At 62.4% G+C, this 23,020-nt stretch carries 23 protein-coding genes; 12 read left to right on the forward strand and 11 right to left on the reverse strand.

The genetic code is table 11. From position 1 onward, the window contains the following. Positions 1-117 precede the first annotated feature (117 nt). The 5 genes from ACKI1H_RS15795 (at position 118) to ppk2 (ending at position 4,189) form a co-directional block, all read left to right on the forward strand. Entirely contained in the window at positions 118-1,239 is a 1,122-nt protein-coding gene (locus tag ACKI1H_RS15795) for a M14 family metallopeptidase (RefSeq protein ID WP_440465528.1), read from the forward strand. Positions 1,240-1,519: 280 nt separating this feature from the next. Next, a complete protein-coding gene (locus ACKI1H_RS15800; RefSeq protein WP_440465529.1) occupies positions 1,520-1,675 on the forward strand; it encodes a hypothetical protein in 156 nt (51 codons plus the stop codon). Positions 1,676-2,013: 338 nt separating this feature from the next. Next, positions 2,014-2,406 (forward strand): hypothetical protein, encoded by a 393-nt coding sequence (locus tag ACKI1H_RS15805; protein ID WP_138525560.1) that lies wholly within the window; start codon positions 2,014-2,016, stop codon positions 2,404-2,406. 137 nt (positions 2,407-2,543) lie between these two features. Beyond that, positions 2,544-2,996: a PaaI family thioesterase gene (locus tag ACKI1H_RS15810; RefSeq protein ID WP_440465530.1), complete on the forward strand. Its 453-nt coding sequence runs from the start codon at positions 2,544-2,546 to the stop codon at positions 2,994-2,996. Between the two features lie 275 nt (positions 2,997-3,271). Continuing rightward, on the forward strand, positions 3,272-4,189 hold the full coding sequence (gene ppk2, locus ACKI1H_RS15815; protein ID WP_440465531.1) for a polyphosphate kinase 2: 918 nt from the start codon (positions 3,272-3,274) through the stop codon (positions 4,187-4,189). A 159-nt stretch (positions 4,190-4,348) separates the two neighbouring features. Here the strand turns inward: ppk2 and ACKI1H_RS15820 are convergent, their stop codons facing one another. Next, a complete protein-coding gene (locus ACKI1H_RS15820; RefSeq protein ID WP_440465532.1) occupies positions 4,349-5,587 on the reverse strand; it encodes a tetratricopeptide repeat protein in 1,239 nt (412 codons plus the stop codon). A 259-nt stretch (positions 5,588-5,846) separates the two neighbouring features. Here ACKI1H_RS15820 and ACKI1H_RS15825 point away from each other — a divergent pair, with 259 nt between their 5' ends. Next, entirely contained in the window at positions 5,847-6,569 is a 723-nt protein-coding gene (locus ACKI1H_RS15825) for a hypothetical protein (RefSeq protein ID WP_440465533.1), read from the forward strand. Between the two features lie 177 nt (positions 6,570-6,746). Here ACKI1H_RS15825 and ACKI1H_RS15830 read toward each other — a convergent pair whose 3' ends face one another. After that, positions 6,747-7,658, reverse strand: coding sequence for a hypothetical protein (locus ACKI1H_RS15830; protein WP_440465534.1), 912 nt, complete (start codon positions 7,656-7,658; stop codon positions 6,747-6,749). A 245-nt stretch (positions 7,659-7,903) separates the two neighbouring features. On the opposite strand from ACKI1H_RS15830, the gene ACKI1H_RS15835 reads away from it, so the two are divergent. Beyond that, positions 7,904-8,458: a hypothetical protein gene (locus tag ACKI1H_RS15835; RefSeq protein ID WP_440465535.1), complete on the forward strand. Its 555-nt coding sequence runs from the start codon at positions 7,904-7,906 to the stop codon at positions 8,456-8,458. Between the two features lie 235 nt (positions 8,459-8,693). Here the strand turns inward: ACKI1H_RS15835 and ACKI1H_RS15840 are convergent, their stop codons facing one another. From ACKI1H_RS15840 to pobA, 9 genes are all read right to left on the reverse strand, one after another. Further along, entirely contained in the window at positions 8,694-9,161 is a 468-nt protein-coding gene (locus ACKI1H_RS15840; protein ID WP_246084919.1) for a hypothetical protein, read from the reverse strand. Continuing rightward, the gene (locus ACKI1H_RS15845) at positions 9,158-9,670 is read right to left on the reverse strand and encodes a hypothetical protein (protein ID WP_440465536.1); all 513 of its coding nucleotides are present in this window, start codon (positions 9,668-9,670) and stop codon (positions 9,158-9,160) included. Before ACKI1H_RS15845 ends, ACKI1H_RS15840 begins: the two co-directional genes overlap by 4 nt. A gap of 5 nt (positions 9,671-9,675) precedes the next feature. Then, entirely contained in the window at positions 9,676-10,254 is a 579-nt protein-coding gene (locus tag ACKI1H_RS15850) for a hypothetical protein (RefSeq protein WP_440465537.1), read from the reverse strand. A gap of 138 nt (positions 10,255-10,392) precedes the next feature. Continuing rightward, on the reverse strand, positions 10,393-10,899 hold the full coding sequence (locus tag ACKI1H_RS15855; protein WP_440465538.1) for a BRO family protein: 507 nt from the start codon (positions 10,897-10,899) through the stop codon (positions 10,393-10,395). 292 nt (positions 10,900-11,191) lie between these two features. After that, on the reverse strand, positions 11,192-12,949 hold the full coding sequence (locus ACKI1H_RS15860) for a hypothetical protein (protein WP_440465539.1): 1,758 nt from the start codon (positions 12,947-12,949) through the stop codon (positions 11,192-11,194). A 72-nt stretch (positions 12,950-13,021) separates the two neighbouring features. Beyond that, the gene (locus tag ACKI1H_RS15865; RefSeq protein WP_440465540.1) at positions 13,022-14,176 is read right to left on the reverse strand and encodes a catalase family protein; all 1,155 of its coding nucleotides are present in this window, start codon (positions 14,174-14,176) and stop codon (positions 13,022-13,024) included. Between the two features lie 263 nt (positions 14,177-14,439). Continuing rightward, positions 14,440-16,359: a di-heme-cytochrome C peroxidase gene (locus tag ACKI1H_RS15870; protein WP_440465541.1), complete on the reverse strand. Its 1,920-nt coding sequence runs from the start codon at positions 16,357-16,359 to the stop codon at positions 14,440-14,442. Between the two features lie 271 nt (positions 16,360-16,630). Next, a complete protein-coding gene (locus ACKI1H_RS15875; protein ID WP_138526632.1) occupies positions 16,631-16,939 on the reverse strand; it encodes a hypothetical protein in 309 nt (102 codons plus the stop codon). A 398-nt stretch (positions 16,940-17,337) separates the two neighbouring features. After that, entirely contained in the window at positions 17,338-18,522 is a 1,185-nt protein-coding gene (gene pobA / locus ACKI1H_RS15880) for a 4-hydroxybenzoate 3-monooxygenase (RefSeq protein ID WP_440465542.1), read from the reverse strand. 117 nt (positions 18,523-18,639) lie between these two features. Here pobA and ACKI1H_RS15885 point away from each other — a divergent pair, with 117 nt between their 5' ends. The 5 genes from ACKI1H_RS15885 (at position 18,640) to zapE (ending at position 22,969) form a co-directional block, all read left to right on the forward strand. Then, positions 18,640-19,509, forward strand: coding sequence for a helix-turn-helix domain-containing protein (locus ACKI1H_RS15885; protein ID WP_440468870.1), 870 nt, complete (start codon positions 18,640-18,642; stop codon positions 19,507-19,509). Positions 19,510-19,515: 6 nt separating this feature from the next. Continuing rightward, positions 19,516-20,445 carry a pca operon transcription factor PcaQ gene (gene pcaQ / locus ACKI1H_RS15890; RefSeq protein WP_440465543.1) on the forward strand — a complete coding sequence of 310 codons (930 nt, stop codon included), beginning with the start codon at positions 19,516-19,518 and terminating at the stop codon, positions 20,443-20,445. A 117-nt stretch (positions 20,446-20,562) separates the two neighbouring features. After that, a complete protein-coding gene (gene pcaH, locus ACKI1H_RS15895; RefSeq protein WP_440465544.1) occupies positions 20,563-21,282 on the forward strand; it encodes a protocatechuate 3,4-dioxygenase subunit beta in 720 nt (239 codons plus the stop codon). Positions 21,283-21,294: 12 nt separating this feature from the next. Continuing rightward, positions 21,295-21,900: a protocatechuate 3,4-dioxygenase subunit alpha gene (pcaG, locus tag ACKI1H_RS15900; protein WP_138526627.1), complete on the forward strand. Its 606-nt coding sequence runs from the start codon at positions 21,295-21,297 to the stop codon at positions 21,898-21,900. Further along, a complete protein-coding gene (gene zapE, locus ACKI1H_RS15905) occupies positions 21,890-22,969 on the forward strand; it encodes a cell division protein ZapE (protein WP_440465545.1) in 1,080 nt (359 codons plus the stop codon). Before pcaG ends, zapE begins: the two co-directional genes overlap by 11 nt. Positions 22,970-23,020: the final 51 nt, after the last annotated feature.

Genomic DNA, 23,020 nt, shown 5'->3' on the forward strand with positions numbered 1-23,020 from the left:
TTATATTACGAACATAATATATGATGCCGCGCAAGTCACGCAGACATGACAGGCGCGGCGAGGAGGGCGAAAATGCAGGGCTTTGGCGCCTCAGGTTCGTGCGCCTACGGAGAATTCATGAAGATCGACTGCGATTTCGACAGCGGCAACATCCAGGTCATCGACGACAGCGACCCGCGCCACGTGCGCCTGGCGCTGCGCCCGGACAGCAAAAGCCCGCACTTCCAGTGGTTCCACTTCAAGGCCGAGGGCCTGCAGCCCGGCCAGCAATACCAGTTCAGCCTGACCAATACCTCGGGCTCCAGCTACACCGGCGGCTGGCCGGGCTACAACGCCGTGGCGTCCTATGACCAGCGCGACTGGTTCCGTGTGCCCAGCTCCTTCGACGCCAACGGCCTGCACTTCACGCTCGATGTCGAGCAGCCCCAGGCCTGGTTCGCCTACTTCGAGCCCTACAGCCGCGCGCGCCATGCCGAACTGGTGAAGCACGCCCAGGCCAACGGTGCCGAACTGCTCGCCACGGGGCACAGCCTCGAAGGCCGCGAGCTGCCGTTGCTGCGTATCGGCAAGGGCGCGGCCGGCGCACGCAAGATCTGGCTGATTGCCCAGCAGCATCCTGGCGAGCACATGGCTGAGTGGTTCATGGAAGGCCTGATCGAGCGCCTGCAATCCGGCGCGGCTGACATCCAGAGCCTGCTGGAGCGCGCCGACTTTTACCTGGTGCCGAACATGAACCCGGACGGCGCCTTCCACGGCCACCTGCGCACCAACGCCGCCGGCAAGGACCTCAACCGCGCCTGGGCTGCGCCCAGCGCCGAGGAGAGCCCCGAAGTGCTGTTCGTCCAGCAGCAGATGGCAAAATACGGCGTCGACCTGTTCCTCGACGTGCACGGCGATGAGGAAATTCCCTTCGTGTTCGCCGCCGGCTGCGAAGGCAACCCGGAGTTCACGCCGCGCCTGGATCGCCTGGAAAGCCTGTTCCGCGAGCGCCTGGAAGCCAACGGCGAATTCCAGAGCGTGCACGGCTATCCGAAGGACGCCCCGGGCCAGGCCAACCTGACCCTGGCCTGCAACCATGTCGGCCGCACCTACGACTGCCTGTCGCTGACCCTGGAAATGCCGTTCAAGGACCACAACCTGTCGCCCAATGCGCGTACCGGGTGGAGCGGGGCGCGTTCCAAGGCGTTGGCCGGCGCGGTACTGACCACCATCGGCAGTCTGGTCGACGAGTTGCGCTGATTCGCGAGCGGGCGTGTATCGCGGTTTGTTATTGCCCGCCCCGGAGCTCTTCGTAGGACCGCGGGGGACGCCTAGTCCTTGCTCGCGAACCCGCCCAGCCGCAGAGCCGCTGGGTATCCTTGTTCGCGAGCAAGCTCGCTCCTACAGAAAGGTGCCTTTCCCGGCGACGTCCTACATCCTTGGCGGCTGACCGTTCGGTTGATCCGTCGCAGGCAGTCGTTGAATCTTCCTGCTCGCGTGCTAATCCAAAGGGTGAGGCATACAAGTTCAGGAGGTAGGTATGACTCGTCATCGGAAGCTGTTGACCCCACAGGCCATCGAAGACCTGCAGGAACGCATGGACGCCCTGGAAGAACTGGACTTCAGAGAGCGCCGTGAAGTGCGCAAGAACCGCTCGGGCGAACACAGGCCACGCGCCCATCTCGGCATGGCCTGAGCAAGTGGGCCTCACGGTCCGGTCTCACTGGCGCCAGCGCCAGCCAAGGAGACACGACAAGGCCGATTCGGCATCGCGCCGGACCGGCCTTGCGTGACGTTATTCACTCCTTCATTCATTTCGTCGGACGGTCTCCCGCATTCCGCGCTGTAGTTTCTCTCCTGTCATCCATTTCCCCTCTGTAAGCGGCTCCCTAGAGCGGTTCGTATCTGTAACGTCCGGCTTGTCCAGTAGCGGATGTCTTACAAAAAACCGACTGAAAACTTGAACTGCTTCACATAAAATCGGGTCTTCCGTTAGCGCATTTCGCTCTACCCGCAGCCGTCAGAAGTAGCCCCATGGAAAACCACAGTACCCCCCTGGGTCCGGTTCCCGCACACCTGGTCCGTGAAGCCGTGGCCAAGAAAACGGGACTCGGCTGGGTGGTCGAGTTCAACGTCGCCACCTGGCTCAACCTGGCCGTGCGCGACGACACCGCCATCGCGCTCAAGATCAGCTACCTGGACGGCGAAAAGCCCCGGGAAGTGCTGGTCGACAAGGGCAGCATCTTCGGCGCCCAGCGCATCCTGCTGTGCGGCATCGCCCGCCTGGGGGTGAACCAGAAGCTGGAGTCCATGAGCCTGTCGCTGGAAACCCGTGCGCCCATCCAGTCGCTGCTGGTCGAGGAACTCTTCGTCCAGGCCGTCGAGCGCCAGAGCGAAAAGAAGAACGGCACCCGCAAGGCCCGTTGACGCTTCAGCGCCAGTGGATCGCCTGAGCAACGCCATCGGCGGGCATTCCCGTCATGCATGAAGCCACGCCGGGCTTGCGATCCGCCGGCAGGAGCGGGGAACATCGCCGGGCCCCACTCGAAGCTTCAGGAAGCTCCATGCCCCTCGATATCGAACAGCTCAAGCTCTACACCGCCCACCGTGGCATCGCCATTCCCATGCTCGATTTCCTGCAGTTCCGCCACGCTCCGGCGGAAGACGGAAACGGGCCGGGTCGTCTGGTCGTACGCGTCGAACCGCAGCACGTGAACGGCTGGGCCAACGCCCACGGAGGTCTGATCATGACCCTGCTCGACGTCGCCATGGCACTGAGTGCCAGCGATGCCGACGAGGCCGGACGCGGCGTAGTGACGGTGGAAATGAAGACCAATTTCCTGCGCCCCGGTGGAGAAGTGGGTGAGGTCCTGGAAGCCCTCGGCAACGTACGCCATCACACCCGTTCCATCGCCTTCTGCGAGGCCGAGTTGCGCAACAGTGCCGGCGTGGTCGTTGCTTCCGCGTCCGGCACCTTCAAGTACGTCAACAAGCCGCGCCCGCTGGCCGACGCCTGAGCATTTCCCCTCCCGTTGGCGGCCGTAGACGGAACATCGCGGCCGTTTCTCTCCCCTGATATCGCCTCGATATCAGCTCCGTTCAGCGGCTCGCCCGCGTCATCGAGACCTTCCGAAGTTATCGGCTGTCCTATCGAAGAACGCTCTAGCACGGGCTTTGTAAGAAATATCTTTCACTGGCTGTAATGAATTCGTCATAAAGCGTGACTACATTTTTCTGTCATGAAAGTGTCACTCGATGTGACTGAGCCAGTGACGGCACAAGGCAACCCACCATGCTGCTCGATGACAAGAACTTCCCACGACGCGTCCAGCGCGACTTGCTGGATGACCGCGACGAAGAGCTCGAACTCGAACTGTTCGACGAACTCTACGACTTCGAAGGGCTGCGCGAAGGCAGCCTGCAGACCCATGAAGAACGCCTGGCGCGCCAGCGCTACTTCCACACGCTGTTCAGCCTGCAGGCCGAGCTGGTCAAGCTGCAGAACTGGGTGGTGAAGACCGGCCACAAGGTCGTCATCCTCTTCGAAGGCCGCGACGCGGCGGGCAAGGGCGGCGTGATCAAGCGCATCACCCAGCGCCTGAACCCGCGCGTCTGCCGCGTCGCCGCGCTGCCCGCGCCGAATGACCGCGAGCAGACCCAGTGGTACTTCCAGCGCTACGTCTCGCATTTGCCGGCGGCAGGGGAGATCGTCCTGTTCGACCGCAGCTGGTACAACCGCGCCGGGGTGGAGCGGGTAATGGGCTTCTGCACCGACGTCCAGTACGAGGAATTCTTCCGCAGCGTGCCCGAGTTCGAGCGCATGCTCGTGCGCTCGGGCATCCAGGTCATCAAGTACTGGTTTTCCATCTCGGACGAGGAGCAGCACTACCGCTTCCTCAGCCGCATCCATGACCCGCTCAAGCAGTGGAAGCTCAGCCCCATGGACCTGGAATCGCGCCGCCGCTGGGAGTCCTACACCAAGGCCAAGGAAGTGATGCTCGAACGCACCCACATTGCCGAAGCGCCCTGGTGGATCGTGCAGGCCGACGACAAGAAGCGCGCGCGGCTGAACTGCATCAGCCACCTGCTCAGCCAGATTCCCTACCAGGAAGTGCAGCAGCCCGCCGTCAGCCTGCCTGAGCGGCAGCGCCACGAAGGTTATCGCCGGCATCCCACGCCGCAGGAATTACAGGTGCCGGAAGTCTACTGACCGGTACCGGTCGCTCTCGTAGGATGGTGTGGAGCGCAGCGATACCCACATCGATCCCGTGCTCGGACAGCATGGGTCTCGGCTGGACTCCATCCCTCTTACGGGCGTTCCGGCCTTGCTGCAGGAACTGGCTCTGCCCGCGCCCCTCTCGGGATCACCTTATTTGGCCAGGCTGCGGACCGTGAGGCTACCGTCCGCAATGGCGTCGCAGAGGAAGTACGGCATCCATTCCTCCCAATGCCCCTTGGTCACCGGCGATTCGTAACGGCACAACAGCCTACCCTCGCTGTCGAACAACCCCCATGGCTGCAACTCCCCGTCCGTGAGCTTGCTCTGCACCTTGATGCCCTGGTAGCTGGCATTGCAGCCCACATGAAACAACTCCGTCCTCCAGCGCACCGGCTCGTGCGGCGGGAACGGCTGCGCCGCGAGGAAGCCGAACAGATCGTCATGGCTCAGCAGGCTCTGACGAATGGTCGGCCACAGGCTGCGGCGCAGGAAGTACTGGTCGGCAAAGCGCTGGTGCGCTGCTTCCTCCTTCAGGTACTGGGCAATCAGCTCGCGGATGCCCGGCATATTCGGGTTGTGGCAGCCGGCCCACATGCCCGCCAGCAGCAATTCGGTATGGCTGAAGTAATCGCGCATGTGGTGATACCAGCAATCACTCTGAAGCCAGGCCTCGACCGCCGCGCGGTCCCGCTCGGAAAGCAGCGAATCGGCATCTCGCACCTGGAAGCGCGAGACCGTGTTGTCCTCCATCACCAGGAAGCGCCACATGGTCGCGGGGATGGCGCGGCGAGTCGCTTCGTCAACCCGCACGACCTGCGCGCCAGCCTCCTTCAATCGCGCCAGTACTGCCGGCGGCACCGAGTCGTCCACGTAGAAGCGGCAGCGCCATTGCGGGAACAGTTCGCGCGCGGCGTCCACGTTCTTCAGTGCACTCTCGCAATAGCGTGGGCGGGCGCCGAACAGCGAGAAAACGATCAGGTTGCGCTCAGGGTGCTTCCCGTCGAACGCCGGTGGCGGCGCATCGGGCAGCGGGTAAGCGAGGAACTGGCTGTACTTCCTGTCTGCCACGCTCAGCGACAGGTTGCCGTAGCGACGCACCAGATGATCGCGCTTCAGCCAGCCGCAGACCTCGGTCAGCCCGTCCAGCGCCGTGCCCGGCATATTGTTTTCGCCCAGTTTGTTCAGCAGCTTAAGGTAAGTCTTGTAGGCCAGTTCGTAGTCCTTGGTCCGCATCAGGCACAGGGCGTAGTCCGCCAGCAGCGTGGGATGGTTCGGCGACATTTTCAGCGCCTCGCGAGCCGAATCGCGCCCCTGTCGGTAATTCCCCTTGGCCAGCGCCGCCCGAAAGGTGGCGGCCAACTGGTTCAACTTCTTCTCGATGGCAGACATGCAGGACTCTCCAGGGCAGGGCAGCGGCGGATGGCTCTGCACGGGATGGGCAGGCCGCACGCGTCGATGGCATGGAGCGCAAGGCTAGGGAGCGGGGGGGGGGGAGGCTCTATCGGAAAATTCCTGCACCTGGCGGCGATAAGTACGAAGTCTCGCCCGTGCCGTACGGCGCCTATCACTAGCGGCAATTACAGAGTGCCACTAATCTCTCGCGCGCAGGGAGGCCATCTGGCCCCAGAGCATTTAAACGGGTGATCGAATGCATCGAATCGGACTGGCGAGCCTGCTCGCTCTGGCTATCAGCACGCCCGTTCTTGCCGGCGGCTTCGCTAAAACCGACCAGGGCTGCCAAGTGCAGGACTGGAACGCTCAGCGCTCCAACCCGACCTACATCTGGTCCGGCCAGTGCGTGGGCGGTCTCGCCGATGGCAAGGGCATCCTCCTGTCGCTGGTGGACGGCCAGGTGTTCTCCACTACCGAAGGCACCATGCACAAGGGCAGCTTCAATGGCCCGGCGGTGATCCAGTGGGCCAAGGGTGACCGCTATGAAGGCGAGTTGCAGAACGGCACCCTTAGCGGCCGCGGCAAATACCGCTACCCCGACGGCTCCACTGCCAGTGGCGTGTTCAGCAACAGCGCCCTGGTACAGCCCGATGCTCCAGTCGCCGCAGCCGGCAATAGCGGCAGTGTCCAGAGCGACCGCGCCTCGGCCGTCTCTTCCGACATCGCCTCGGTCGACCTCTCCGGCGGCTGCGACACTGCCCAGCAGAAGGGCCAGGTCTACATGGAGCGCGTCAGCGAGGAGGCCAAATCCCGCGACTTCGGCATCTGCGAATCCGCCCGGCAGATGCACAAGATCGGTGAGCTGACCGTACGCGTCGCCGAACAATGCCAGAACACCCCCAACTGGGAACAACTGCGCGCCGAAGGCCAACGCCTCATGCGCGAAAGCCAGGAAACCATGGACGGCTCCTGCGGCTGAGACTTGTCGATTCCCTCGCAACTTGCCCGCCTGAATGGAAAAGCCGCCCCGAGGGGCGGCTTTTTCGTCACTGCATCAACCGGCCGTCATCAATGCCAGAACAGCGCGATCAGGATGATGATCGGAATCGGAACGCCGAGGAAATACAGAAGGATCGAGCGCATGGTGGGCCTCCGGTCAGTGGGCGGGACGGGATTGCGTGGCGTGCAGCGTGCGGGTGTTCGTCAGCAGCACCACCGCGTCGCGGCGACGCCCGCCGTGGATGGCCAGGAAGCTGGCGAAGAACGCGCCGCAGAGCAGGGCGACGAACATCCACAGCGCCGAGGCGGCGGCCACCTTGCGCGCCGTATCGGCCGCTTGCTGGGCTTTCAGCTTGGCCTGCTGCGCAGCGGCGAAGACCTGGTCGATCCGTTGCTCGGCTTCGGCCTGGCCGATCTCGGTACGCTGAGCGACGACGCGAGCCAGGTAGGTGCGGTCATCCGCCGTCAGTTGGCCGTCGGCCAGCCCGCGCAGGAAAATGCGCGTGGCGATGGCGTGGGCGGCATCGTTGTCCACCGCCACCGGACGGTTGTCGCGGAACAGCATGTCGATGAAGTACCCCGAACCGGCCTCCGTGCGATGCGCGCCGCCTGCACTGGCAAAGGCTGCCGAGCTGGCCGCCGCGGTTCCCGCCTGCAAGCCGCCGCCGACGATACCGCTCAGCGAGCCCACCACCAGTGTCGCCGTCACCAGCGTGGAGATGGCCCAGGCCAGGAAGCCGTGGGCGGTGTCGCGGAAATACACCTCGTCGTCATGCAGGCGCGCCCAGCGCACCCGCAGGCGCCCGGCGATGTAGCCACCCAGGCCCGAGGCGAGGATCTGCGTCAGCATCAGCCAGACGACCGTGGACACGCTCATCTGCTTGAAGGTCGCGCCATCGCCCGGCCAGGGCGACACCGCGGAAAAGCCCAGGCCGAAGCCCAGGAGAATCAGGATCAGGGACAGCGCCGCCGCTCCGGCGGCCCCGGCGAACACCGCCGCCCAGGACACGCCGGAGTGGTCCGACGTATCCACGGCAGTGGTGGCGTAGGCATCAGTCGTTGTCATCATTGTTGGCTGCTCCGTGGCAAAGAGGTGGAAGCCTCATCACCCTTGGTGCAGCCGCTGTGCCAGATGTAACAAAATAATTAGGCTTGGAAAATCAAAGGCTTGGAAAATTGCGACGGCCAACGGCCATGCAGATTGCAGGATCGGGTCAGCGCCAGCGAGCAGATTGCAACCGAGTTGCTGATCCGATAGCGGCGTGACCTATAGTGGCCAACACGCTTTCATGAACCCGCCAGGGCAGGGCGACCATGACCCTCGAACCCACCACACTGTTATGGGGCGCGCCTTTGCTGATGTTGCTGGGCGGCTACGGGCTGATCCGCTGCATCGGCCGGCTGCGCCGCATCATCTTCCCCGACGTGCGCCAGCGCTGGTCCGACGCCGCGCGCCCGCAAGTGATCGCCTTGCCGCGCGCCGGGCGCTACGTCATCAACATCGTTTTTCCGGCTTTTACCGTGGTCACCGGCACCGCGCATTTCGCCGCCGACTTCGCCATTACCCGCTTGCCCGGCCAGCCCGTACCGTATCAGCGCTACAGCCGCTTCAGGTTGTTCAGCGTGCGGCGCAGCGACATGGGCGGCAACTCCAGCAACCCCCTGGGTGAGTTCAGTTGCAGCGAGCCCGGTGACTACCAGATCACCTGCTTGATCCCGGAACACATCCGCCCCGGCTTCCAGCTGGAAGTCTCACCCTACGTCTCGCCAGCCAGCTTCGTCCCGCTGATCCTTGGCACCATCCTCACGGCAGCGATGACCATTGGTGGGCTGGTCTTCACCCTCCTCAAACTGACCGGCCGGCTGTGACCTCACCGACACCGAGAAACGCCTTCCCGGTTCCGTAGGATGGCGTGGAGCGAAGCGATACCCATCAACCGCCCACACCCACGGCCGATGGGTATCGCTTCGCTCCACCCATCCTACGAACAGCGTTTCCCTGTAGGAGCGAGGGGGACGCCATCGTTATTGCTCGCGAACCACTTCGCTGCCCAACGCAGGGCGTATAACGCGTACCGCGTTATACGCCCTGCGCTCTACACCATTACGGCAGATCCCACTCCATCCGCAGGCCGATTTCCCGGCGGAAATCGTCAAGCGCAGCAAGGTACTGGTCACGGTCGAAAATGGCCGAAGGGATGTTGTAATACTCGGTGATAGGGGCGGGATGGGTAATGCACTCGTGCAACAGACCGAAGCGCTCCCAGCGAACATCCCTCTCGTCCGCCACCTGCTCGACCGCGATCACCGCGCAGCCCAGGTCCAGGTCATCAGAGCACACCAGTAATGGCACCACCGTCTTCCAGCCGGGTGCCACGGAATACGACCGATCCCAGAGCAGCGCTGAGTCGCTATCGCTGTAGAGGCCTGCATGAGCGCTGACCAGATCGAGTTCTGCGCCTGGATCGTGTTGCGGCAACCAGACTTCCAGCGGCAACCCGTCAATGCTCAGGGCTGGGTAAAAGTCCATGCTGTAGCGCGATTTGTACAGTTTGCAGGAGAGTCGATTCATTGGGCGCTCTTGGCCAGGCATTCAACGTTTTCCGGCTCGAAGCGGCCGGCGCCGCAGCGCTTGATGCTCAGCCAGAGGTCTTTTTTCGGTTCGAAACGCTGCAGCGAAATGGGCGATTCTTTCCAGGTGTCGAACTCGTCGTACACCACCTGCCGCCAATCGAAATCCGGACTCCACGACAGCGTGTAGGACGCTGTGCCGTTCCCCGCGGCAATATGGATCGAGAAGACCTCCAGTGGCGAACCCCGGCAGGCGGCCGACTCCAGTAATCGCCAGAGTTCCGGCTCGCCAGGGCGGACCGTCTCACGGGTAAATGCGATGACTGCTTCGATATCATCCCACGCGGCTTGGGCCAGCGATTGGACCTCCCGCAAATAAGGCTCTGATGCTTCACCAGCCGGGTGCGCGACGTAGATCAGTCGTTGGCCGAACTGAAACTCACACTGGCTGACTTCACCACAGGAGCTCCAGAAGCCAAGAATGTGCGACGCATTCAGCTCGATTCGCATATCAGCTAGTGCTTCGGATGCTCGTGCCAGGCCACCGCAGTTCGCAGCAAGGTTCGCGCATTGGAATAGTCCACGGCATATTGCGGCTTGCGGGTGAAGGCCAGTGCACTCTTGGTGAATACCAACAGGGGGGCGTTGGTGTCGCGCTCCAGCTCCAGGCGGGCATCGACCGCAGTGAACTCCGGGCGAGCACTGAGCTTCTCGCGGCTCTGGATGCGCTGCTCCAGCGGTAGTTCGCTCCAGGCGATGAAAGTCAGGACCGGCTCCAGCCCGGCGGGAAAGGTATCGCGCTCCAGGCGCTTGCCGAAGGTCAGGTACTTTGGCCCCAGGTCATCGGTGAAGTCCATCCACTGATCGCTATCGGCGATGCGCACCGGCAACATGTACGGCGAGTAAGCATCACGCTGGCGCACGCCGGCATCTGCATCGAATCGATAGTACTGAATATCCGTCTTGTAGAGTTCGAAGAGGCGCAGGGTCGCGTACTTGCTGAATGTACTGACGTTGCGCTGGGATTGATCCCAACTGCAGCCGGAAAGCGTAAGGGCAATGACGAGCGGCAGAATACCGAAAAGTTTGCGCATGGTTTTCCCTGAGGTGCTGGTTCTTCCTTGCGCCGCGCGACATCCGCGCCGCAGCCCCTTAGCGAAGGGGCGCGACATGGTAGCTAACTGACAGCCTTGAGCCAATTGTCTCTCCAGTCGCACCCACGCTTGTGCTTGCTACGTCCGCAGCCGCTTCGCCCAGCCGCGCCAGCCTGTGCGCCCGGCAATCGGCGAACGCCCGCCGAGCACGCGCGGCAAGTCGCCGAAGCTCACCCAGAGATCGTCCTGCCAATCCAGCACCTGCAGGCATTGCCGCTCGAACTGCAACTGCACATGGCGCGGGCTGCTGGCCTTGAACTGGCTGCGCACCTGCGGCACCACCGTGCCGCTGATCCAGCGCCGCAGCGAACCGTAGTCCGGCACATTGAACAGCACCAGCGCCTGGTACACGGCGGATTCGCTGATCAGCACGTAATCGAGTTCCAGGCCGTCCTCGGTCAGCAGCCGCTCCTGGCGGATCTGGTCGTCGGCCATGCGCATGGCCATGCGGTCTTCGTGCGTATAGCCCGTGACGCGGCAGAAATCGGAGAGGAGGAACCAGACCTGATCGTCGATCAGCAGCGCGCGCAGGGTACGGCGATGGCGGAGGAAGGGGAGTGGGGTGGGTAAGGGTAGATCGTCCATAGAGGGAGTCCTTTACTGGTCATTAGGACCGCCCCCTCCGCTGCTAAACAGAATGGAGGCGGAACCGCATCGGGTTAGCAGACCGGGACCAGAGGACCGGCAGACCCGAAGGTCTCCCAATGCGGCCCACCGTCAAGGCAAATTCCGGGCGAATTCCATCGCCGAAAATCGCTAGGCGTTTCCGCACTCTGATCGTTCGGGCTGCTAAACCCGGCCCCGTCAGTTTCACGAGGCGAGAAGAGGGTATGACGAAGCTTTATTGACGTCAACGATAAACGAAAGCTAACTGTATTTATGGGCTACAGTAGATTATGGGTATTATATTCATTTCTTTTGCTGCATGAGCAAAGGAGGAAATAATCCAGAGAAGTTGTGTGACGTTTCCAGGAACTCTCTCTCCTCTCTGGATTCTTGAGAATTCACGTTGAAGCATGGATTTTGAAAGAAACGAGCAAGCAAGAATGCAGCGCCGATTAAGGCGGTAGTCTTGAAGTAGCGAGTCAATAAATCTGCCTAAGTGACGTCCGCTGCCTAGTCTTGTTCGAGATATGCGGGTTCCGCTATATAGATTTCTGAACTTGCTTGTTCTTTTGTGAAGCATTTGATCCTTTGTGAAGTACATATTGCCTAGGTTCTTTATTCCTTGTCCTACGACGTCATGTAAGTTGCTCGCAGAGCAGCTTGGATCTCCATGTTTTGAGTGAATAAAGCTAATGGAAGGGTTGGAGCTGTTTAATGAGATGTGGTCCGCCCACTCGTTCCCTAGATCATCACAGAACAAGAAGTCATCGTTGTTGTGTATTTCTTCAATGGCGCCAAATACGCAGTTTCTGTCGAATTGTATGCTGTTGGCGTCGAATGTTCCCTTTTCAGATGTCGAGCGAGATATTTGAGGGTGCGGCTGAAGTATATCGAGAAGGCTCGGGATCTCACTGATTCCTGCGCTGTCTTCGAAGCATTTCCCCATAAAATACATGTACTTGGGATCTTCGAAGCAAATTGTTGTTAGAAGGTGCTTCGATATGTAAGCTTGTAGCGTTATGTCCTTGCCGTTTTCTTGTAGGCTTATATTTTGTAATGTTCTGCTGATTAAGCTAATAGAGCTTTTGTTCTTTCTGATCTTTGCGGGAAATTGTGGGGAGTCTAGTGAGAGGTCGGGGGCGATTTCGTAAACTTTTTCTAAAGTTGATGTTAGCTTATTCAAGTTCTTTTGAGTGAGGTCTAGTTTTCGGCCGCGCCGAGTAGTGTACTTTAGTGGGGTTTGGGTGTTTATTAGTTGGTCGACGATGTAAGAGTTCTCGATTAAGATGGCGGAAGGTCTGGAGTGTTGCCAGACCTCATCTAGATCGATCATTTTTGCAAAAGAGTCTAGAAACGTCTTTTGAAGTGATGGGTTGTTGATTTGGACGAATTGCTGCTTTGCCCATAGAGCAATTTCGTCTAGTGATCTTCGCTCTGATGATTCTACAACTCGCCCTGTCTGGGAAGAGATTGTTTTAGTGGTTCCAGAAATTTTTATTTTGAAGAAGTATGGGATTGATCTTCCTGCTGCGTGTGTTGATAGTAATCCTTTCAGGTCGGCAGCTTCATATGCTCTGGCACGCATGGCCCTATCAGAGATGGTCATGTTTCGTAGTGCTATTTTTTGAAACTCAGCATCATCATCACTAAATGACGCGGTAAGAGAGTTGCTGGTGATTGCCGTTAGATGGTTTTCGCAAGCATCTGAAATGCTTGCGCAGGATTTCTTTAGAATTGCTATATTTTCGCCTAGCTCAATAACTATTATATATGCGTATATTGTGTCGAAGAGGTCCGAGTCAATGAAATACACTGGTCTCGTGCTGGGAAATACTCGAATGCTGAATGTGTATTGACCACTTCCGTCAGGAAGGGGGCGCTCAGATTTTAATAGGTTTATTATAAAATCGGTATCGGCCTCTTTGTTATCGCTGGCTGACTCCAATATGGATAGAAGTCCTGCAGTAGTTAAAGCCGTTTCTGCTCTGAAAAATTGTGCATTTTGAGTGATAAGGAGATTCTCGATCATGTCCCACTCCTGTGTGGCGATTCGAAATTCCTGTTCCTGCTTAGCCCTAGCTAATTAGAGCTAAGGACCGATCTATTCCCCGCCCACCCCATTCCTCTGATGCCGATAAACACTCACCGCCTCATAAACCGCCTTCCGCAGCCGGTTAATGCCCCCAATCGGCTGGTGCTCCGGCAGCGCGTGCCAGGGGTTGTAGGAGATGTTGTCGCAGGCGAGGTTCTGCTCGCGGCTGTCGAAGTCCTGGGGCGGGATGTTGACGGTGGCGACAGTCTGGAAGGGGGCATCGGATTCGCTCCATTCGACGCTGGTGTCTTCGATGGGCATGTACTTGCTCGGGTCCTGTTTCTGCACTTGCAGGGCGAAGCAGGCGGGGACGCGGTCGACCGAGAGTTGCTGGTACATGGCGGTGCGCAGGAAGTTGGGCAGCTTTTCATTGAGCTTGGGTAGCTGGTAAGCCGGGCAGCCTTCGGTCTGCGGGATGACGCGGAACTTGATGTTGTTGGCCTGGCCCAGCTTGTACGGCGCGATGCCGTTGTAGCCGGTTTCGAAGGGGCTGTCGGGCGCGGGGGCGAGGGTCTGCAGGGCGATGACCAGGTGGCGGATTTCCCAGGTGCTGGGCTTCCAGCTGGGGAAGAAGGCGGCGACCTTCTGGCCGCTGGCCTGGGCGGCGAAGTTCTGCCGGTATTCGGCGACGTCGCGGACGAAGAACACCGGGTGGTTGAACATGACGAAGTCCTGTTCGGTGTCGTGGCCTTTGCCGGGCATCAGCTTGGCGCCGGGGACGTCGAGCAGTTTGATCGCCATGCCGCGGGCGTCGCGGGCGCTGTCGAACTGCGGGTAGGCGTTGCCGTTGGAGAAGCGGACCATGGCCTCCCACTTGTGACCCGGTTCGGCGAACACGCCCTGGCGCAGGCCGGGGGCGATGTCGCTGGCGACGGTCACTTCCGCCTTCACGCAGCCGTGGGCTTTGGCGTGGGCGTCACGCAGTACGCGGGTGTTGTCGCGGTGCTGTTCGACGATGCGCACGGCGTCTTCGATGATGGCCTGGGTGAGCTGGGCTTCGCCCGGCGGGATTTCTTCTTGGGCGGAAACGGGGCCGGAGAATTTCCAGGCGTAGTAGAGGCTGCCGAGGCCCCAGCCGAGCAGGCCGATGGCGGCGACGGCGAGCAGCAGACGGCCGAGCCATTTGCCGAGGAAGAGCCAGATTCGGGTGAGCAGGGAGCGCATGGCACGGGGTCCTTTGGTGTTTTCTTTTTGTGGAGGGGATTCCGTTCCCTGGCCCGTGCGGGCTGGCTTTGGGGCGTTTCCCTCTCCCTAGCCCTCTTCCTGAGGGGAGAGGGGATGGGGTCGGTGATTCGGTGGTGCTCGGGAGCTTTACCTGTAGGAGCGAGCTTGCTCGCGAACGGATTTTCCGTTGGCGCCGGAGCTGGGCGGGTTCGCGAGCAAGCTCGCTCCTACAAAAGAACAAAAGACCGTTTAGCGCTGGCCGGTTATTCGCACTTCGGCCCGGGCGTCCACGGCTGGCTGGGGACGTTCGGGTCGAGTTTGCTTTCGTACTCGGCGTTGCCCAGTACCTTCAGGTATTCCACCAGCGCCCAGCGCTCTTCCGGCGACAGGGCGCGGCCAATGACGCCGTCCTTGCGGCAGCCGTCGCGGAATTCGTGGCCGCGGTTGCTGTTGCCGGTGACGCTGGTCTTGTAGAGGAAGCCGCCGGGGAAGCGCTCGGTGCGGTAGCCGGCGAACTTGGGGTCGTACTCGAAGCTGCCGACCCAGAATTGCGCGTCGCGCTCGGCCACCGGGGAGAGCATCTGGAACAGGTTGGGCACCGAGCCGTTGTGCAGGAAGGGCGGGGTGGCCCAGATGCCGTCCAGCGGGCGGGCCTTGTAGGCACGCAGTTCCTGCACGCCGATGGGCAGGCCGTAGCCGTTCATTTCCTGCTGCTGCGCTTCGCTGATGTGCGCGTCGCGGTAGGCGCGCTGCTCGACGAAGGCGGTAACGTAGGCCAGGCCCTTGGCGGCGGAGATCTTCGACAGGTCGAGTTTCTCGTCGTTCTCGGGATAGAGGTGGACGTTCATGCCCTTGAGCTCTTCGACCTTGAGCTTGAGCGGACGCACGTCGAAGGTGTGGTCGGCGATGTTGTCGGCGGTGGTCGGGTCGGTGCCGATCTCGCTGGTGGGTACCATCTTCATGCGCCACTCGGGCACGCGGGCCGGGGCGATGTAGTCCGCCGCGCCGGGTTCCTTCACATGCGGGCCGTGGCAGTAGACGCAGTTGGCCTGGAACAGCGCGCGGCCCTGGGAGGCTTTCTTCAGGTCGATGTCGCCGAAGACCGCTTTCGGCCAGGTCGGCGGTTTCAGCTGCTTGAGGGTTTCTTCGAGGGTGTAGAGGTCGCGCAGACGCACGCTGGAGGCGTAGCGCTCATCGCCCATCACCGGTTTGCCGTCGCTTTCGAACAGGCGCAGGGTGGCGCCGACGCCGAGGGCTTCGCCAATGTTGCGCGCCATGGGCTGCATGGCGGAGCCGTTCCACTGCACCCAGTCGAATTTCCAGATGTCCCACACCTGCGGGTAGTTCACCGGGGCGTTGGCGACGCGGTAGTTGGAGGCGTCGATGCCGTCGCCGAACACGCTGTTGGCGATGCGGCCAAAGGCGTCGGCGCGGCCGGGCCCTTCCAGGGTCGGGTAGAGGCCGCGGTGGGTATCGTTCCAGGCGGTGGAGAGCAGGGTACCGAGGACGTTGCGCACGTCGCGCTTGAGCGCGGCTTTGCCCTTGGGATAGCGGTCGCCCAGGACACCCTTGGCGAAGCGGTCGAACTTCCACGGCACGTAGTAGGTGGACGCGAGGCTGGCGCCCAGCGCCTGGCCGAACGCGCCGCCGCGCAGGGTGGGCACGGTGGAGGCGATGGAATGCATGGCGGCGCCGCCGTCGATGCGCACGGCAGTGCCTTTGTAGCGCAGCTCGCCGGTGTGGCAGGCGGAGCAGGTGATGTCGAGGTACCAGGCGCCGGTCTCGCCGTCCTGATGGCGGGCGAAGCCGACGGGCAGGTTGCCGGGATTCTTTGTGGTAGTGAGCGCGGTGGCGGCCAGCGTGTCGTCGGCGGCGCGTCCAATCTGCTCGGGCTCGATGAGGAAGCCGAAGCGCGCGAGGTTTTCCGGGCTGGCGAACTTGTCCTTGTTGAAGGGCTGCTCGAGGTGGGTGAACCAGTCGTAGCGCAGGCCTTTCACCTGGGTGCCCTGGGGCGTGTAGTAGTAGGTTTCGCGGTCTGCCGGACTCCACTGGTCGAGGTGGACCATCTTCTCCGGCTTGGAATATTCGGGGAGATTGGGATGCGCGGTGTACCAGGCGATGACGCCGCCGACGAGCAAGAGGAGTAGCAGGACTGCAAGTAGGACGCGTCCGAGAATGCGCATCGAAACTTCCTTGTTATGTGTGCGAAAAAGAATCGGACGTTTATGCCAAGTACCGGCCGGATTGGCAAGGTGATGGCTTACGGAATTCAGGGTTTTTATGGCGGGTCAGCGAGCAGGCCGGGATGTCGCCGATTTCAAAGGCAGGAGTTATACGCGGCGGCAGCATGGGTATCGCTGCGCTCCACCCATCCTACGGGGAGCTCCGGGGTGGGTAAGTGGCACGCTCGTAGGATGGCGTGGAGCGAAGCGATACCCATCGTCTTTCAGGCAATCACCCAGGGCGCAGTTCCAGCAGCAGGCTCAGGCAGATCGCCGCGCCGATCAGCAGGCCGACCACGCTGGCGATGATCAGTGGCCAGCGCAGGCCGGGGCTGTCGTCTTCGTCGTCGGGAAGGCGCGCATGGATGGTGGGCCAGAGTTCGTCCGGTGGCGGCAGCTCCGGCCAGGGTTCGTCGCTGGGTGGCGGGGAGGGGTGGTCGGCGAGCTGGTAGAGCAGGGCGACCATCCAGTCCAGCGCAGCGATGCGCGTGGGGTGGTAGCGGTCGGCGTCGGTCCAGACATGGAGGAAGGTGTCGACCAACAGGGCGTCGGCGGTTGTCTGATCGCTCTTCAGCTTCAGCGCCAGTGGGTAGAGCCGAGGGGCGGTGCAGCGGTACAGCGCGGCGAAGGCGCGCGCATCCCCGTCGCCGCTTTCGGCGAGCAGGTAGCTGAGGAAGTTGGCTTCGTCCGGGTCGATGGTGGCCTCCGGCGGTGTCGCGGCGAGCGGCGTGGCTGGAGGGTAAGAATAGTCGTGAGCTGTTTGTAGGAGCGAGCTTGCTCGCGAACGACGTTACCGGCAGCTCCGGTGTAAGGCGGTTCGCGAGCAAGCTCGCTCCTACAGAATCGTAGGGGGAAGAACCTGGAACAGGTTATCCGCCGGCTCTTGAACGGCGGATAACGCTGGCGCGTTATGCGCCCTACGGAGCTGGGAAATCGGCGTCAGGCCACCTCCTCGAAAGGCAAGCCGACATAGTTCTCCGCGATGGTGGTGCGGCCGGCCTCGGAGCCGAGGAAGTAGTCCAGTTCGGTCTCCAGCATGCGCCGCGTGAAGGCGTCGCTGTCGGGGAACTGGTGCAGCATCGAGGTCATCCACCAGGAGAAGCGTTCGGCCTTCCAGATGCGCCGCAGGGCGATGGGCGAATACTGCTCCAGCAGGTCGGTGCGGCCTTCGCCGTAGACCTTCACCAGGATGCGGTGCAACGCGTCGACGTCGCTGGCGGCGAGGTTCAGGCCCTTGGCGCCGGTGGGCGGGACGATGTGGCCTGCGTCTCCGACGAGGAACAACCGGCCGTATTGCAGCGGCTCCACCACGAAGCTGCGCAGCGGGGCGATGCTCTTTTCCAGCGATGGACCGGTGACCAGCTGGCGTGCGGCGTCTTCGGGAATCCGGCGCTTGAGTTCTTCCCAGAAGCGCTCGTCGGACCAGTCTTCCACTTTCTCGTCCAACCCCACCTGCAGGTAGTAGCGGCTGCGGGTGACGCTGCGCTGGCTGCACAGGCTGAAGCCGCGTTCGCTGCTGGCGTAGATGAGCTCGTGGTTGACCGGCGGGGTATCGCTGAGCAGGCCGAGCCAGCCGAATGGATAGACGCGCTCGAAGGTTTTCAGGCGCTCGACGGGAATGCTGCGCCGGGCCACGCCGTGGAAGCCGTCGCAGCCGGCGATGTAGTCGCAGTCCAGGCGTACGTGTTCGCCCTGGTGCGTGAAAGTGACGTAGGGCTTTTCGCAGGTAACGTCATGCAGCTCCACGTCGGCCGCTTCGTACACGCTCATCGCTCCGCTGGCCGCGCGGGCCTGCATCAGGTCACGGGTGACTTCGGTCTGGCCGTAGACCATGACCTGCTTTCCGCCAGTGAGGGCCTTGAGGTCGATGCGTTCGCGACGGCCGTTGAGGACCAGCTCGAAACCGTCGTGGAGCAGCCCTTCGGCGTCCATCCGCGCGCTGGCGCCGGCTTGACGCAGGAGGTCGGCGGTGCCCTGTTCAAGGACACCCGCGCGGATGCGGCCGAGTACATAGTCGGGTGTCTGGCGTTCGAGGATCACGCTGTCGATGCCAGCCTTGTGCAGCAGCTGGCCAAGCAGGAGGCCGGCAGGGCCGGCGCCGATAATGGCGACTTGAGTCTTCATGGGGTGGCTCCTTGGAGAGCGCTGTTGTTTTTGTCTCCTGCATTTTTTGTGGATGAGGAAGGCCTTTGAAGGTAATTTCCAACAGTCTTCTTGGACTTTTCATGGATGTGGGCGGTGATCGAACAACCTGCTGACACGCCGGTCCCGGTGTTCCGCCTGTATGGCGAAACGACGGTGTGGCCGACGCCGGACCTGATCCACTGCGAATCCATCGCCTCGCGCAGCCGTCTGCACGACTGGGAAATCCGACCGCATCGGCATGGCGATCTGGTGCAGCTGCTCTATGTGCAGTCCGGCGCGGCGGAGCTGGAAGTGGAGGGGCAGGTGACGCCGGTCCGCGAGGCTTCGCTGCAGGTCACTCCGGCGTTGGCGGTGCACGGTTTCCGCTTTGCCGAAGACGTGCAGGGCTGGGTGCTGAGCATGGGGTTGCCGCTGGCCGAGCAGCTCGGCGGCCTGCTGCAAAGCTCGGTGCTGGAGCAAGCGGTGTGCTTCACCGTGGGCGAGGGCAAGCGCGAGCTGGATGGGCTGTTCGAGTCCATCGAGCGCGAGTACGCGCAGTCGGCGCCGGGCCGCGACCTGATGTTGCAGTCGCTGCTCAACCTGCTGCTGGTCTGGCTCAGCCGCCGGGCGCTGGCGCAGTCCCGCGCCGAGGCCAGCCAGCAGGACCGTGGCGTCGAGCATGTACACGCGTTCTGCCGCTTGCTGGAGCAGGACTTCCGCGAACACCGGCCCATCGAGCATTACGCGGCGGCGCTGGGCATCAGCTCTGCACACCTCAATGCGCTGTGCCGGCGGCTGGGCGGGCAGTCGGCTTTGCAGATGATCCACCAGCGCCTGCTGCTGGAGGCCAAGCGCAACCTGGTGTACACAGCCATGACCATCCAGCAGGTGTCGGACAGCCTGGGCTTCTCCGAACCTGCCTACTTCTCCCGATTCTTCAAGCGCTACGCCGGGGTTTCGCCCCGTGCGTTCCGCGAGCTGCGCTGAGCTGCCATGAATATCGATTCGCGTATCAAGTTCCGCCACCTGGTGTGCTTCCTCGAGGTAGCCCGCCAGGGCAGCCTGGCCCGCGCGGCGGACGCCCTGGCGGTGAGCCAGCCGGCGATTTCCAAGACGCTCAAGGAGCTGGAGGACCTGCTGGAAGCCAGCCTGTTCGAGCGCGGCAAGAGCGGTGCCAGCCTCACGGAGGCGGGTGTCGCCTTCCTGCGTTACGCCGGTCCCTGCGTGCAGGCACTGCGCGATGGTGTGAACAGCCTGCGCGGTGGTGAGTACGCCTCCAGCACCGTGCGCCTGGGCGTGCTTTCCACCGTGGAGAGCCTGCTGATGCCGGAGACGGTGCGGCGCCTGCACGAGCGCCATCCGGCGCTGGTGGTCAGCGTGGTGACCGGGCCGAGCGCGCATCTGCTCTCGCAACTTCGGGTGGGCGAGCTGGACCTGGTGGTTGGCCGCATGACCGAGAGCCCGCAGATCCAGGGGCTGACCTTCGAGCACCTGTACAGCGAGTCCATGACCCTGGTGGCCCGCGCGGGGCACCCGCTGCTGGGCCGCCCGCTGCCGCCTTCGGCGCTGGACGACTGGCCGCTGGTGCTGCCGCTGGCCGGTACTACCATCCGCAAGTCTGCTGATAGCTTGCTGGTGCAAAGCGGCCTCGGCCAGCCGCGGCGAAAACTGGAAACCCTGTCCACGGTACTCAGCCGCCGTTATGTGTTGACCAGCGACGCGCTGTGGATTGCCCCGCTGGATTCGGTACGCCTGGACCTGCGCTCTGGCGAGATGCTCGAATTGCCGCTGGATGTCCAGGAACCGGGCGGTTCGGTAGGGGTGTGCAGCAACTCGACGCTGCCGCTTTCGCTCGGGGCGCACTGGTGCCTGGAGGTGCTGCGGGAAGTTGGGGAAGCGTATCGAGAGGGAACTTATCCATAACCATTTGGTTATGGTTGTCGGGTATCTTTTCAATGTTCGGCGTGGGAGGGGCGGGCGACACTCCGTCGCACTGCCTGATGCAACAGGCTCCTATAAATCCAACAAGAGGAGACCGACATGTCCGACGCGGAGAACAGCCGCTTCGTCATTCGTGACCGAAACTGGCACCCCAAAGCCCTGACGCCTGACTACAAGACTTCCATCGCCCGCTCGCCGCGCCAGGCGCTGGTGAGCATTCCGCAATCGGTCTCCGAAACCAGCGGCCCGGATTTCTCGCACCTGAAGATGGGCGAGCATGACAACGACCTGTTGCTCAACTTCGACCACGGTGGCCTGCCCATCGGCGAGCGCATCATCGTCTCCGGCCGGGTCATGGACCAGTACGGCAAGCCCGTGCCGCACACCCTGGTGGAGATGTGGCAAGCCAACGCCGGCGGCCGCTACCGTCACAAGAACGACCGCTACCTCGCGCCGCTGGACCCGAACTTCGGCGGCGTCGGCCGCGCGCTGACCGATAGCGAAGGGCGCTACGTCTTCCGCACCATCAAGCCCGGCCCGTATCCCTGGCGCAACGGCCCGAACGACTGGCGCCCGGCGCACATCCACTTCTCCATCAGCGGTCCGTCGATTTCCACACGGCTGGTCACCCAGCTGTATTTCGAGGGTGACCCGCTGATCCCGATGTGCCCCATCGTCAAATCCATTGCCAACCCGGAGGCGGTGCAAAGCCTGATCGCCAAGCTCGACATGAGCAACGCCAACCCCATGGACTGCCTGGCCTACCGTTTCGACATCGTGCTGCGCGGCCAGCGCAAGACCCACTTCGAAAACCGCTGAGGAGGACCGACCATGCCTATCGAACTGCTGCCGGAAACCCCCTCGCAGACTGCTGGCCCCTACGTGCACATCGGCCTGGCGCTGGCCGCCGCCGGTAACCCGGCCCGCGACCAGGAAATCTGGAGCGAGATGGCCAAGCCCGGCGCGCCCGGCGAACACATCTTGCTGATCGGCCATGTGTATGACGGCAACGGCCACCTGATCCGCGACTCCTTCCTGGAGCTGTGGCAGGCAAATCACGAAGGCGTGTACGACGCTGCCTTCGATCTGGAAAAGCCCTTCAACGGCTTCGGACGCACGGCAACCACCTTCGATGCCGGTGAGTGGCAGGTGCAGACCATCAAGCCCGGCGTGGTGAAAAATGCTGCCGGCGTGCCCATGGCACCGCACATCAACGTCTCGCTGTTTGCCCGTGGCATCAACCTGCATCTGCAGACGCGCCTGTACTTCGATGACGAGGCGCAAGCGAACGCCGTGGACCCGGTTTTGAACCTGATCGAGCAGCCCGAACGTCGGCAAACCCTCATTGCAAAGCGTTGCGAGGTGGACGGGAAGCTCGCTTACCGGTTTGATATCCGCGTCCAGGGAAATGCGGAAACGGTGTTCTTTGACTTCTGACACACGACTACAGGAAACATCCGCCGAGCCGGTCGCCGACCGCGTTCGGCGGCACTTCGCGGCCGCGCTCGACGAGCGCGGCTACCGGGCGGACGAGGCCCAGGTGACGGCGGTGGACCACCTCGCCACCTGGCTCGACGACTTCCTCGCCGGCCGCCATGGCTTCCTGCGCAAGCCGGTGGCCGGCGTCTACCTGTGGGGCGGCGTGGGGCGCGGCAAGAGCTTCGTCATGGACCAGTTCTTTGCCGCCGCGCCGACCCAGGCCAAGCGCCGCGTGCACTTCCATGCCTTCCTGCAGGAATTGCAGTCGCGCATGCTGGCGATCACCGGGCAGTCCGACCCGTTGGTGCGTGTGGCCCGCGCCATCGCTGAAGAAACCAAGCTGCTGTGCTTCGACGAATTCCACGTGCACGACATCGGCGACGCCATGCTCCTGGGGCGGATGCTGAGGGTGCTGGTGGACGAAGGTGTAGGCCTGGTCTGTACGTCCAACTACGAGCCGGAAAACCTCTGTCCGAACCCGCTGTACCGCGAGCGCTTCCGCCCGGCCATCGAGCTGATCGAGAAACGCTTCGACGTGATCTCGGTGGATGCCGGGCAGGACTACCGCGAGCACAGCACGTCGCTGGAGGAGTGGGGCAGCTTTCTCTGGCCCGCTCGCGCCGATGACCTCGAACTGATCGGCTCGCGGCTGGGGCTGGCGGCGGATGCGAAGTTCGACGAGGTGCTGAGCGTCAATCACCACCCGCTGAAGGTGCACGCCCACGACGATCACTGCGCGTGGATGGACTTCAGCGAGATGTTCGAACGCCCGCGTTCGGCCAGCGATTACCTCTGGCTGATCGAGCACTACCCGCGCATGGCAGTGAGCGGCCTCGGCCCGCTGGCGGACTACCCGCCGGATGTGAGCATGCGTTTCCTCAACTTCATCGACATCGCCTATGACCGGCAGTTGAAGTTGCAGCTGTTTGCCACGGTGTCGCTGGAGGACCTGGCGGCGGGCGGGGCGGCGCTGGACTTTTCGCGCACGCTGAGCCGCTTGCGGCAGTTGAAGCTGGAGCCGTTGTAAGCCCTCGCGCCGGCTGTTGGCCCTGTTCGCGAGCAAGCTCGCTCCTACGAA

The organism is Pseudomonas sp. YH-1 (genome assembly GCF_051990045.1).
GTDB classification, from domain to species: domain Bacteria; phylum Pseudomonadota; class Gammaproteobacteria; order Pseudomonadales; family Pseudomonadaceae; genus Pseudomonas; species Pseudomonas nicosulfuronedens.